We start from the raw sequence: 13182 nt of genomic DNA on the forward strand, positions 1-13182 counted from the left end.
GTAGGACAGGCATAGTGAGGGTGAATCGGACCGATGGCTGACGACACGATTCAAGCGCTGCTGCGCAAGCGCCTATCCGATCCGTCTGTCGCGGTGAAATACGATGATGTGCAATGGAGTTGGCGTCGCTACCTGGAGGGATCGACGGCGCGGGCCGCTGCCCTTTTGGCCGCCGCCGACCCGGGACGGCCGATGCACATCGGCGCCCTGCTGGGAAACACCCCCGAGATGCTGAGCCAGATGGCCGCGGCGGGGCTCGGCGGGTATGTGCTCTGCGGCCTGAACACCACCCGGCGCGGTGAGGCGCTGGCCGCCGATGTTCGCCGCGCCGACTGTCAGTTCGTGGTGACCGACGCCGAACACCGGCCGTTGCTGGATGGGCTCGACCTGCCGGACACGCGAATCCTCGACACCTCGACGCCGCATTGGGCCGAGTTCGTCGACGGCGCCGGAGAGCTGACCCCTCATCGGGAGGTCACCGCGATGGATGCCTTCATGATGATCTTCACGTCGGGAACGAGCGGAAATCCCAAGGCCGTGCAGGTATCTCACCTCATGGCGACTGTCGCCGGACTCAGCCTGGCCGAGCGCTTCACGCTCACCGACCAAGACACCTGTTACGTGTCGATGCCGCTTTTTCACTCCAACGCGGTGGTCGCGGGATGGGCACCCGCGGTGTGCTCGGGCGCCGCGATTGTGCCGGCGAAATTCTCGGCGAGCAACTTCCTCGACGACATCCGCCGCCACGGCGCCACCTACATGAACTACGTCGGCAAACCGCTGGCCTACATCCTGGCCACCGCCGAACGCGAGGACGACGCCGACAATCCGCTGCGGGTGGCGTTCGGCAACGAGGCCAACGACAAGGACATCGAGGAGTTCGGGCGCCGCTTCGGCGTGCAGGTCGAGGACGGCTTCGGGTCGACCGAGAACGCCGTCATCGTGATTCGCGAACCCGGCACACCGAAGGGCTCGATCGGCCGGGGCGCCGACGGGGTGGCCATCTACAACAGCGACACCGTCACCGAATGCGCGGTCGCCCGGTTCGACGCCGACGGCGCGCTCGTCAACGCCGACGACGCGGTGGGCGAGCTGGTGAACACGGCGGGCACGGGTTTCTTCACCGGCTACTACAACGACCCGGACGCCAATGCCGAGCGCATGCGCCACGGCATGTACTGGTCCGGCGACCTTGCCTACCGCGACGCCGACGGCTGGATCTACCTGGCCGGCCGCACCGCCGACTGGATGCGGGTCGACGGAGAAAACCTGGCCGCCGCTCCGATCGAGCGGATCCTGTTGCGGCACAGCGCGATCAACCGGGCCGCGATCTACGCCGTCGCCGACGGCCACGTCGGGGATCAGGTGATGGCGGCCATCGTGTTCAACGACGGCCAGGCGCTGACGCCCGACGAATTCGAAGCTTTCCTGGACGCACAGCCCGACCTGTCCCCCAAGGCCCGGCCACGCTATGTGCGCATCGCGGCCGACCTGCCCAGCACCGCCACCCACAAAGTGCTCAAGCGCCAGTTGATCGCCGAGGGCACCGCGATCGGCGAGGGAGAAGTGTTGTGGGAGCGTGAATCCCGCGGGACGGCCTACGCCGCTAAGCCGGGCTCCGCGGTGCCCTGCGGCGGATCTGCCCCTTCGAGCGTCGCACCCGTCTGACGGGATCGCGGCTGGTGCCGGCGGCGATCTCGTCGCGCAGCTGGGAGATGTTGGAGATTTCCGCGTACAGGCCCCGGATCGCGTAGTCCAGAACGGCGAACGAGTACCGCTGGTCTGGGTCCTCGGTGATGCCGAGCTCGTGGGAACGCTGCCGCGACCACAGCGCCTCGTCGAGCCGGGCCCGGGTCGCGTCGAGATGGCGGTCCAGGGTGTCCAGGATGCGTTCGGGATCCTCGCCGCGGGCCAGCCAGGTCTTGAGGATGACGGGGTGTTTGATCACCACCTGGTCCTGCCCGGGGAAATGCTGCACCCAGCGGCGCAGCGCGTCGATCCCGGCCTCGGTGGTCTCGTACAGGGTGATGGCGCGCTTGCCGGATTGGGCGCCGGTCTCGCTGACCATTCCCCGGGCCAGCAGCCGGGTCAGTTCGCGCCGCACGTGGCTGACCGACGGGGACCAGTAGAAGTGGCCGACCGACAGTTCGGCGCGCATCTTGATCTCACCGGCGGTGAGTTGCTCGTCGTTGGCCGCCAGCACGCCCAGGACCAGGTAGGCGGTGACCGGAAGTCCATTGCTGGTGCGAGGACTCACGAACTGTCCGTTCCTTCCGCGGTGAAGTACGGAAGGGCCACGTCGGGGCCGACGCCGTGGAATTGGACCCGCACGCGCAGGCCGACCTCGATGTCCTCCGGCGGCACGCCGACGATGTTGGTCAGCATCTGATAACCCTCGTCGAGCGTGACGATCGCCGGCGCATACGGCGGTTGGAACTCCGCTGTCACCGGCCGATAAACGACCGTCCAGCTGTAGATCTCGCCGCGACCGCCGCCCTCGCGCCAGTCGACGTCGTCTGAAAGGCATTGGCGGCAATGCTCGGTCGGGGGGAAGTTCGCCAGGCCGCACGCCTCGCAGCGCTGATAGCGCAGTTGCGCTGACCGGCAGCCCTCCCAGAAGGGCGTGCTGACATGGCTGCTCGCGTGCGGGACGGGCCCGGTTTGGGGTCGCAATGGATCAGAGGTCACCGTGGTTCGTCTCCCAGAATCAGCACCGTCGTGAACAGGGCCCCCGCTCCCCCGTTGCTGCACAACGCGATATGCGCATCGGGGACTTGAAGATCACCGGCCTGGCCGCGCAACTGCTCGACCGCCCGGATCGCGCGTTGCATCATCTGCGGGTTGGAGCCCGCGTGGCTGAACGACATGGTTCCCCCGTCGGTGGTGATCGGATGGCTGCCGTCGATGGCGATGTGGCCATCGGCGACGAACGGCCCGCCCTCGCCGTCGCCGCAGAAACCGAACGCCTCGAGCTGGCGGATGATTTCGAAGGAGAACGGGTCGTACAGTTCCAGCACGTCGACGTCATCGCGGCGCAGCCCGGCGTGACTGAAGGCGCGCTCAGCCGCGCGCCGGCCCACCACACCGTTCACATGATCGCCGCGCCGCCCGGCAAGGTCGTACGCCGGCGGGTGCTGATAGGAGGGGCCGTGAAAGTCCGCGCCGCTGCCCAAAATGTAGATGGGTTGACTCTTGACGTCGATGGCGTCGAGGTTGGCCACGACGAGCGCGCACCCGCCTTCGGAGGTGGTCGCGCAGTCCAAAAGGTGGAACGGGTCGGCGATGGGGCGCGACGCGGTGATGTCGTCGGGGGCGAAGGGGCCGCGTTGGTAGTAGATGGCCTCGGGGTTGCGGGATCCGTTGTTGCGGATGGTCGCCGCGACGATCGAAAGTTGTTCGCGCGTCGTGCCGTAGACATGCATGTGCCGCCGCGCGATGAGCGCGAATTCGGCGGTGGTGAACATGCCCCAGGGCGCGACGAATTCGTTCTCGGGCCGGGTCCACGGCGCTGTGGCCTCGTGGTCGCGGTATTCACCGGCCTGCGCCGCGACCAGCACCACCACGTCGGCCATGCCGTGCTCGATCGCGGTGACGGCCTCGGTGATCATGCCGACCCCGAACGCCAGGCCCTGCCAGGCCGGGCCGATCCGCAGGTCATAGATCAACGAGGTCGACTGCGGGCTCGCGCTGATGCCGTCGACGTCGTCGAGGCTCAGGCCGGCGTCGTCGAGCGCGCCCAGGATCGCCTTGATCGCCAGGCCCCGCGACGTCTCGCCGTCCAGCCGCCGCCCCTGCCGGGTATTGTGCACCCCGACAATCGCCGCGGTGCGCTTCGTCGCGCTCACCGATACCCCATTCCTATTACCGCCCTTCAATTTTCGTCCGCGACGACACCCAGGTAGGTGCCCCTGACCTCGTATCGCCTCCCGCCGCGGGTAATGGTGCCGATCGTGGTGGCGGGTGCGGCGCCGCGCCCGGCGGCGGCCGCCTCGTCCACGACATCGATCCGCACGTCCACCGGTCGCGCAGTCTGCGGGTCGGTGATCTCGACGACCATCGCCACCGCGTGTTCGTCCTCGTCCCATTCGACGCTGGTGATGCGGTGGCGGGCGGTCAGTTCCATCACCACGGAATCCTGGCGCACCAAGAAGCGCACCGGCGCGCACAGTTCCCCCGGGCGGGGCGGAACGCACAGGCTGACGGCCATGTCACAGGCCGGCCGGCCGGTCGCTGATGGTGCCCGACCGCCGCAAGTCGGCCAGGTCCTCTTCGCTGTGACCGAGGATCCCGGTGAGCACCTCCTCGGTGTGTTGTCCGTAGAGCGGCGGCACCCGCCGAATCCAGCGCCTCGGCCGCCCGAGGAAGGTGAAAGGCATTCCGGTGCACAGGAAAGAGCCCGCGACGGGATGGTCGACCGTCTCCCAGAAGCCGCGGGCGCGCAGGTGCGGATCGGTCAGCAGCACCGCGGCCGGGGTGACGCGCGCGGCGGCCACCCCGGCGGCGCGCAGCGCGTCGACCGCGTCGGTCACCGGGCGCGTCGCGGCCCAGGCGGAGATCAGTTTGTCGATGTCGTCGGCCCGCTCGTCCCAGCCGGTTTCGGGCAGATCCGGTTGGTTGAGGAGCACGGCGAGCGAGGTGCGGGCGGCGGCGTCCATCGCGGCGAGCGCGACCCATTCGTCGTCGCCGCGGCAGCGGTACACGCCCTGGGGCGCCGCGCCCGGACCGCGGTTGCCGTTGCGCCGCAGGGCGATTCCGTTGCGCGAGTACTCGACCAGCATTTCGGCCGCCACGTTGAGCGCGGCTTCGACCATGGTCGATTCGACCTGCATCCCGGCGCCCTCGCGGTCGCGGATCGCAAGCGCCGCCACGGCGGCGAAGGCGGCGTGCAGGCCGGCGATCGGGTCGCACACGCCCCGCGGAATCACCGGCGGACCGTCGGCATGGCCGGTCATCCACGCCATGCCGGTTGCCTGCTCCATCGTCTGCGCGAACCCGACCCGATCACGCCACGGGCCATCGAGGCCGAAGGCGGGCATCCGCACCATGATGGCCTGCGGGTTGGCCGCACGGACCGCGTCCCATTCCAGGCCGAAGTTCGCCATCACCCGGGGCGAGAAGTTCTCGATGACCAGATCGCTGACGGCGATGAGCTCGAGCGCGACGGATCGCCCGGCATCGGTGCCCAGATCGACGCTGACCCCGCGCTTGTTGTTGTTGCTGCACAGGAAGACCGGTCCCCACTCCCACCACTGATCCCAATCGGGCGGGCGGCCCGCGGAGAACCGCATGCCGTCGGGCCGGCGGACTCCCTCGACCTTGATCACGTCGGCGCCCAGGGCGCCGAGCAGTTGCGTGGCGACCGGGCCCGCCCAGAACGCGGTGAAGTCGGTGATCCGCACGTCGGCCAGCGGAAGCGCGTCGGCGTCGGCGCTGCGGGGTGGCGCGGGTCGCGCCGGCCAGCGCAGCCGTCCGTTGTCGGCGCCGAGTGCCGGTGGCTGCCCCGGCGCCTTGGTCGCTATCGCCTCGCTGCGATACGGCACCCGCGGTGCCAGCACCCCGGCCCGGGATTCGACGAACACGCCGCGTTCCACGAAGTGGTCCACTTTGGGCAGCATCTCGGGAGACGCGATGGGGGCCACCGGGATCCGGTACGCGACCGCGAGGTCGACGATCTCCTGGGTGGTTCGGCTCCGGGTCCACGCGGTGACCATGTCCAGGAACTCGTCGCGGCGCTCGACCCGCCCAACAAAGGACGCCAGCTCGGCGTCGTCGACGAGATCGGCGCGGTCGATCATCACCAGGAAATCTTGGAACTGCTGCGCGGTGATGGTGCAGAAGCCGACCATGCCGTCGGCGGTGGGAACGATCGACGGCAGTTCCAGGCTGCGTTCGTGCAGCAGCGAATCGGCGCCCAGCACGCTGGCCGACATCGCGGACAGGCCGCCCATGGCGATCACCATGGCCTCGTACGTCGAAACGTCGATGACCTGTCCCGCGCCGCTGCGGGCGGCGTGCCGGACCGTGGCCGCCGCGGCCGCCGCGGCGAATGTGCCCACCAGCCATTCGCCGAGCCGCCCGCCGGCTTGGACCGGTTCGTCATCCGGCCAACCCCGCCCGGCGATCGATCCGCACAACGCCTGCAGGATGAATTCGTTGGCCACCACCTGGTTTTCGGCGTAGGGCCCGGTCGTGCCGAACGGTGTCACGGCCACCACCACCGCCGCCGCGGCGGTGTGCGCGGTGATGCCCTCGAGCGTCCATCCGTCGGTCAGGTCGGTGAGCACGAGGTCGGCGCCGGCCAGCAGCGACGTGACCTCGGCCTGGCCGCGATTGATCACCGACTTCTTGCCCGCGGCAAGGTATCCGAACAATGCTCCGGGCGGCCCGCCCGCTGACCAGCCACGCAGCGAATCACCCTGTGGCATTTCGATTTTTACGACTTCGGCGCCGGCGTCGGCAAACATCTTGCCGCAGTAGGAGACCGCCAGTCCGTTGCACAACTCCAGCACGCGCCAATCCGCGAACGGTGCCACACCCGCCACGTTCAGTTGCCCAGGGTGGTGGCGCGCCCGGCGATGCCGGCCACCTCCGCCGTCACGGGCGCGGTGGCCCCGGCCTGCAGGGCGAACTGCGTCATCCGGGTCCACGCATCCCGGTCGCGTTGGCTGGCCTGGCGGCCGACGTGGGTGACGACGTCGACATCGGTGGCCTGCGCGCGCAGCCGCCCCGCCCGCGCCTGCTCCTTCGGGATATGCCGGAAGGGGTCGAAGGAGTATGCGGCCATGGCATTTTCGTGGGTGATCTTATTGATCACCGCGTCGTCGAGATGGCCCATGGTGGCGATGATGTCCTCCGGCGCGAACGGCCAGTTGCTATCGGAGTGCGGGAAATCGGACTCCCAGCACAGCATGTCCTCGTTGAACCAATCCATGTTCTGTACGCCGACCTTGTCGCTGATGAAGCACGTGTAGAAATGCCGCTTGAACACATCGGTGGGACCACTGTAGCCGGGTGGGAACGTCGCCAGCGTCCACCCGGAGTGGCGGTTGTACACGTGCTCGGCGCGCCACAGGAAGTACGGTATCCAGCCGACGTCGCCCTCGGTGAGCGAGAACTTCAATTGCGGGAAATCCGCCCAGAACTCGGCCCAGATCAGTTCGGTGAACGTGAACATGCTCATCATCGACGACGCCGTCATCTGCACGCTGGGCGGCGCGTCCGTCGACACCTGCGGGGAGCGCGAGGCGGAGCCGACGTGGGTGCACAGCACGGTTTTGTTCTCGCACGCGGCCTCGAACAGCGGGTACCAGTACTTGGTGTGAATACTGGGCATCTGCAACGCTTCCGGATTCTCCGAGAAGGTGACCGCGTGACAACCCTTGTCGGCCAGGCGTTTGACTTCCTTGGCGGCCTCGGCCACATCGAACAGCGGCAGGATGCCGCAGGGGATGAACCGGCCCGGGTACGCCCCGCACCATTCGTCGACGTGCCAGTCGTTGTAGGCCTTGATCATCACCAAGTTGACCTCGCGGTCGGGGCCCTGATTGAGCACCTGGCCGGAAAAGCCGGTGAAGTTCGGAAAGTTCAACCCGGCCAACTGGCCGCCGGCGTTCATGTCGCGGACCCGCTCGTCGACGTTGAAGCAGCCCGGCCGCATCTCGTCGTAGCGCGAGGCGTCGATGTTGTACATCTCGCGGGGCTTGCCGGCCACGGCGTTCAGACCCATGTTTCGGCCGCGGACCTCGCCGTAATACCACTGCTGGATGCCGTCGGGCTCGAGAACCACCCGCGGGGCACGGTCCCTGTACTTGGCGGGGACGTGGGCGTCGAACATGTCGGCGGGCTCGGCGATGTGGTCATCCACGCTGATCAGGATCAGATCGTCCTTGTTCATGCCCGCGCTCCTCGGTCAATTTACAGTGACTAGTAGACAATGGTGTTCGTCACAGTGTCAACGGCGTGGCCGAGTAGGGCGCTGTGCGGACGATGATCCGCTTTCCCGACGAAGCAACGGCACACGCGCGCTGCCCTGCCTGGTCGCTGGGGACCGTGGGCCTTCGCGGCGCCATGCCAATTGTGGACTAATAGTCCGTGGAGATCGGCTCCACCGGGGTCACGCCGCACGGCATCCTGCGGTGTGGATGGGGCTCGCGTGCCACGATGGGGCATGCCCGGGCCCGGAAGGTAACGGAAGTTGAGCAGCAACAAGGCGGCGCGTCCGACGACCGCGGACGTGGCCCGGTTGGCGAGCGTGTCCACCGCCACGGTCAGCTACGTGCTGAACAACGCCCAGGGCCGGCGGATCTCCCCGGAAACCCGCGACGCCGTCTACCGGGCCGCCAAACTGCTGGGTTACCGGCCCAACCTCGCCGCCCGCAATCTCGCGCGCGGCAAAAGCGGTGTGGTGCTCTACGTGGTGCCGCACGTGGCCGTGGGCGAGATGCCCATGCAGGCCGGCAGTCGCATGACCACCGCGCTGGCACGCCAAGGTCTGCTTCAGGTACAGATTTTCGAGACCGATGACGATCATCATGTCGTCGACGCGATCGAGAACCTGGACCCGGTCGCGATCACCAGCCTGTTCCCGCTGAGCGCGGCCGCCCGCGAAGCGGTGGGCAAGACCGGCATCCCGCACATCGAGATCGGGACACTGCCCGCACTCAACAGCCCCCACATTTCGGTCGGCGAGATGCGCGTCGCGCACCTCGTCGAGCGCGGCCATCGGCGAATCGCCTTCGCCTACACCGGGATCGACCGGTGGAAGCCGCTGGGTGACTACTGGTTCGAAGGCGTCTCGCGGGCCGCGCAATCACGCGGCCTCCCGCCCGTGCGCGTCGACCAGGTCACGCTCGACAATGCGGCCGATGTGGTCACCGCATGGGTGGGCGACGGGGTGACCGCCGTCTGCGCCCAAAGCGACGAGATCGCTTGCCTCGTCCTCTACGGCATCCATCAAGCGCGGCTGCGCTGTCCCGGCGACCTCGCGGTGATGGGCGTCGACGCCAGCCCCATGGGCATGGTCAGCACGCCACCGCTGACCACCGTCCAATTCGATCCGAGCGCGGTCGCCGACGCCGCCCTCGCCGCCGTCTTCGAGCGGCTGGGGCAACCCGCCCCGCCCTCTCCCGAGTTGACGGATATCGCCCACCTGGTGGTGCGGTCGTCGACCTGAGCGTCAGTCGGCGGGCTCGTAACGCAGCAGCGTGACGTCGTGCTCCGGGTAGTCGCAGAACACCGGCTTCACCCGCATCCCCACCTGGAGGCGGGCCGGGTCGGCCCGGTCACCAGGTAAGACCATCTCGGTGGAAAACCTTGGGCCCTCGTCCCATTCGACGATGGCGAGCAGCTGGGGCACGGCGTCGGCGAAGTGTGGGCTGACCGGCCGGTGGGCGACCGTGTAGGAGTACAGCGTTCCCATCCCGGAGATCTCGCGCCATTCCAGGTCGTCGGCCAGAGTGCGCGGCGCGCGCACCCGGGGATAGAACACATACGCCTGCAGTGACGGCGAATACTGGATGACGATGCGATGCTCGGCGAGCGCCTCCCAAAACGGTGCGCTGGTCGGAGTTTTGACGGGCATCGGCCGCTCGAAGGTGGTCATGGGTGATCAGTCTCCCTCGAGGATGAGCGTGGTCTGCTCGGACAGGATCCCGCCGTTGCCGGACACGAACGCGCGGTGACAGTGCTCGACCTGCGCCGACCCGGCGCGTCCCATGATCTGGCGGGTCGCGTCGCAGACGTGGTGCATGCCGCCGGCCAAACCCGCTTGGCCGAAGCCCAATTGGCCGCCGGCGGTATTGAGCGGGAAATCGCCGCGGAAGGTGAGGTCATGGCCGGCGACGAACTCCATCCCCTTGCCCTTCTCGCAGAAGCCCGCGTCTTCGAGGGAGAGCAGCACGGTGATGGTGTAGCAGTCGTAGATCGAGACCATGTCCATCTGGTCGCGCGTCAGATCGGTCATGGCGAACGCCGTGTCGGCGGCCGCGGCGATCGGGGTGCACAGTAGATCCTCGGCGTAGGTCGGCGTCTTGAACGGCACGTGTTCGCCGAACCCCTTGATCCACACGGGCCGATTGCGTGAGCGCTTGGCGAGGTCGGCGTTGGCGACCACGACGGCGGCGCCCCCCACGCACGGCATGACGATCTCCAGCATGTGTAGCGGGTCGGCGATGACCGGGCTGGCCAGGACGTCTTCGACGGTCAGCGGCTTGTCCTTCCAGATCGCGCCGTCGGTGTGGTTGGCGTTGGTGCGCTGGTCCACGACGATCTTGGCCATCGCCCGCTCGTCATAGCCATAAATCGCCGCATAGCGTTGTGCCACCTGGCCGTACGGGCCGTTCTGGCCGAGGTTTCCGTAGGGGATCTCGAATTCGGCCTGGGGAGAGCCGTATTGGTTGCTCGAGGACCCGAAATACAACGCGTCGCCCAGCGATCTGGGCTTTTTCGGTGACATCGGGGTGATGTACCGGGCGGGCAGCGCGCACAACACGGCGTCGCAGATGCCTAGTTCGACGGCGGCGGCGGCCCGCCACACCATGGCCGCGGCGCTGGCTCCGCCCAGGTCCACGTGTTCGGCGAATCTCGCTCCCACTCCGAGGTATTCGGCGATGGTGGAGGGGACGAAGATCTCCGACTCGGCCAGGTGTGACGCCACGATGCCGTCGACAACCTCGAAGGGCAGCCCCGCATCGGCAAGCGCGGCGGCGCCCAGTTCCGCCCATTGCTCGACGGCGAACGGGGCTGGCGACGCCTTGGTCATGCGTTCGGGCGGAAGTTCGACGTACCCGACGATCGCGGCTTCGCCACGTAATCCCATGAGCTGTCCTACTTTCGGGGTAATCCGAGGATCATCTGCGCGATGATGTTGAGCTGAATCTCCCGGGTACCCCCGCCGATCAGCTCGGCCGGCAGATGCAGATAGGGCTCCACGACCGCGGCTTCTGGGTCGTCGACCATCGCGACCTGCCCTGTCAGCTGCAGCGTGGCCTGGAAGGTGCGCCGCAGCAGCACATTCATCGCGACCTTGGCGATACTGGACGCCGGGCCGGACGCCTGCCCGTCGAGCAGCCGAATGGTTTCCCGCACCCCGAGCGCCCTGATCGCGTTGGTGTAGGCGTCGAGCCCGCCGAGCTCACGCAGCGCGTCGTCACGGTCGGGCCCGGATCGAGCGGCGAGTCGGCGCAGCGCCACGGCCCGGTCGAACTTGACGTATCCGCTGATGGCCGAACGCTCTTCGGCCATCGTGGCGATCGCCAGGCTCCACCCATCGGTCGGGCCGCCCAGCAGCATGTCGTCGGGAACGAAGACGTCGTTGAGGAACACCTCGTTGAAGTGCGCCTGGCCGGTCGCCGTCTTGATGGGCTGGACCTCCACCCCGGGGGAACGCATATCGAGGATGAAATAGCCGATGCCGCGGTGCTTGCTGGCCTCGGGGTCGGTGCGCGCGAGGAGCGCACCCAGGTCGGCGTATTGGGCCAACGACGTCCAGATCTTGTGGCCGTTGATCCGCCAGCCGCCGTCGACCTTGGTCGCCCGGGTGGCCAGCGACGCGAGGTCGGAGCCGGCGCCCGGTTCGCTGAACAGCTGGCACCACAGGATGTCGCCCCGTTGTGTCGCCGGGATCAGCCGCTCCTGTAGGTCTTTCGGTGCTGCGGCCAACACCGAGGGCAGAATCCATTCGGCGATGTTCAGCGACGGCCGGACCAGAGCGGGTCGCTTGGCGAACTCCTCGTCGATGATGAGCTGTTTCAACGGATCCGCGTCGACGCCCCACGGCGCCGGCCAGTGCGGCGCCATGAGGCCGGCGTCGGCGATCAACGTGCGTTGCGGTCCGGTTGCGAGGTGCTCATAATCCCCGTTCGGTGCGGGCTTGTCGTTGCGCAATTGCAGGGCCGCATCGAGCGTCTCAGCCACCCAGGAACGGAATTCGGGTTCCGCGTCGCCGAGATTCACCGACATGTCGCGCGTCTGAGCGCAGGTGAGCGTCCCCAGCCGCCGCGCCCAGCGGTTCGCCGGACCGATCGACCCCGCCAGGCTGATGGCCCGCCGCCAGTACAGGTGCACGTCGTGTTCCCAGGTGAAACCGATGGCGCCGAGCATCGTCAACGCATCGAGCACCAGATCCGGGGCGGGCGAGATCGCGATCACGGCCGCGCCGGCGGCGGCCATCCGATGCTGATCGAGTGATTCGTCGACGGCGCGCACCGAGTCCCAGGCCGCCGCGGTCGCCAACTCGCTGTTGACCAACAGCATTGCCGCGCTGTGTTGCAACGCCTGGAAGGTGCCGATCACCTTGCCGAATTGTTCGCGGCTACGCAGGTGGGCGGTGACGGCCTGCAGGCACCATTGGACGATGCCGCTCATCGTGCTGGCGACGAGCCCCAACAGCACACACCGTGCCCGCTCGGGGTCGATCCCGGTCAGCACGTCGGAGTCCGTTGCGGTGTAGTCGCCGAGACGCAGAATCCCGGCATCGGCCACGAGGTCGGTGCCGGACACGGGTTCGACTGTCACCGTGGACTTTTGGGTATCGACCAGCACCCAGACGACGTCGCCGTCCTGGGTCTGCGCGCCGACCAGGATCCTCCGCGCTGCGGAAAGGCCCGACGTGACCTCCGACGCGCCGCTGATGATCCATCGCCCATCCTCGGCCCGCGCGTGCAGGTCGCCGTCGCCCGGAAGCACGACGGCGGCGGTGATGCCGGCGGCGAGGTCACGCACCAGCGATTGCACGCTCGGTGTCGGATCGGCCAGCAACGCGACCGCACCCGCGGCCACCGTCGGCAACAGCGGACCGGGCAACAGCGACTTGCCCGCCGACTCCAGCACACAGGCGGCGTCGATCAGCCGTCCGCCCTGACCGCCAAGGTCCTCCGGCAGGTGCACGGCATGAAACCCATTGGCAACCAGGGCATCCCACCATTCGGGAAGCCCACCGGCCGCGAGCTCATCGAAGCGGTCACGGGTCGTGGCGATGGGGGCATTGCGGGCGGCGAACTGCCCGACGGCGTCGCACAGCTCTTGTTGCTCCGGGCTCAGTCCCAGGGTCATGCGGGCGGCCGCACAGTGACTGACGTTGGCCGCACGGACTGCTACCCTTCCGACTCCCATGGCGGCTTCGCCACCCTTGCGATCACCGCGGTGACAAGACGGACCGTCTCGTCTTGTGGCAGACTACCGGGG

Annotated in this window: 11 protein-coding genes; 2 read left to right on the top strand and 9 right to left on the bottom strand. The window is 68.0% G+C overall.

The genetic code is table 11. The annotated features are described in order from the left end of the window. Positions 1-33 precede the first annotated feature (33 nt). The gene (gene fadD1 / locus ACZ50Z_RS22050; RefSeq protein WP_464485459.1) at positions 34-1668 is read left to right on the top strand and encodes a fatty-acid--CoA ligase FadD1; all 1635 of its coding nucleotides are present in this window, start codon (positions 34-36) and stop codon (positions 1666-1668) included. On the opposite strand, the gene ACZ50Z_RS22055 is transcribed toward fadD1, so the two are convergent. From ACZ50Z_RS22055 to ACZ50Z_RS22080, 6 genes are read right to left on the bottom strand one after another with little or no spacing between them, the layout of a single operon-like run. After that, entirely contained in the window at positions 1607-2257 is a 651-nt protein-coding gene (locus ACZ50Z_RS22055; RefSeq protein ID WP_464485460.1) for a MarR family transcriptional regulator, read from the bottom strand. The genes fadD1 and ACZ50Z_RS22055 overlap by 62 nt on opposite strands. Then, entirely contained in the window at positions 2254-2688 is a 435-nt protein-coding gene (locus ACZ50Z_RS22060) for a Zn-ribbon domain-containing OB-fold protein (RefSeq protein ID WP_464485461.1), read from the bottom strand. The genes ACZ50Z_RS22055 and ACZ50Z_RS22060 overlap by 4 nt, the downstream gene beginning before the upstream one ends. Further along, complete coding sequence (locus ACZ50Z_RS22065; protein WP_464485462.1) at positions 2685-3845, bottom strand: thiolase family protein; 1161 nt, start codon at positions 3843-3845, stop codon at positions 2685-2687. The genes ACZ50Z_RS22060 and ACZ50Z_RS22065 overlap by 4 nt, the downstream gene beginning before the upstream one ends. Positions 3846-3871: 26 nt before the next feature. Beyond that, the gene (locus ACZ50Z_RS22070; RefSeq protein ID WP_464485463.1) at positions 3872-4207 is read right to left on the bottom strand and encodes a hypothetical protein; all 336 of its coding nucleotides are present in this window, start codon (positions 4205-4207) and stop codon (positions 3872-3874) included. Between the two features lies 1 nt (position 4208). Further along, entirely contained in the window at positions 4209-6542 is a 2334-nt protein-coding gene (locus ACZ50Z_RS22075) for a CaiB/BaiF CoA-transferase family protein (protein ID WP_464485464.1), read from the bottom strand. Between the two features lie 2 nt (positions 6543-6544). Next, positions 6545-7894, bottom strand: a complete 1350-nt coding sequence (locus tag ACZ50Z_RS22080) for an amidohydrolase family protein (RefSeq protein ID WP_464485465.1) — start codon at positions 7892-7894, stop codon at positions 6545-6547. A 300-nt stretch (positions 7895-8194) separates the two neighbouring features. On the opposite strand from ACZ50Z_RS22080, the gene ACZ50Z_RS22085 reads away from it, so the two are divergent. Next, on the top strand, positions 8195-9172 hold the full coding sequence (locus ACZ50Z_RS22085; protein ID WP_464485466.1) for a LacI family DNA-binding transcriptional regulator: 978 nt from the start codon (positions 8195-8197) through the stop codon (positions 9170-9172). Positions 9173-9175: 3 nt separating this feature from the next. Here the strand turns inward: ACZ50Z_RS22085 and ACZ50Z_RS22090 are convergent, their stop codons facing one another. Genes ACZ50Z_RS22090 through ACZ50Z_RS22100 form a run of 3 tightly spaced genes read right to left on the bottom strand, consistent with a single transcriptional unit; the run spans position 9176 to position 13050 of the window. Beyond that, entirely contained in the window at positions 9176-9601 is a 426-nt protein-coding gene (locus ACZ50Z_RS22090) for a Zn-ribbon domain-containing OB-fold protein (RefSeq protein WP_464485467.1), read from the bottom strand. Positions 9602-9607: 6 nt separating this feature from the next. Beyond that, positions 9608-10816, bottom strand: a complete 1209-nt coding sequence (locus ACZ50Z_RS22095) for a thiolase family protein (RefSeq protein ID WP_464485468.1) — start codon at positions 10814-10816, stop codon at positions 9608-9610. A gap of 8 nt (positions 10817-10824) precedes the next feature. Beyond that, complete coding sequence (locus ACZ50Z_RS22100) at positions 10825-13050, bottom strand: acyl-CoA dehydrogenase (protein ID WP_464485469.1); 2226 nt, start codon at positions 13048-13050, stop codon at positions 10825-10827. Positions 13051-13182: the final 132 nt, after the last annotated feature.

This window comes from Mycobacterium sp. NTMscope_MAC_269 (genome assembly GCF_976985695.1).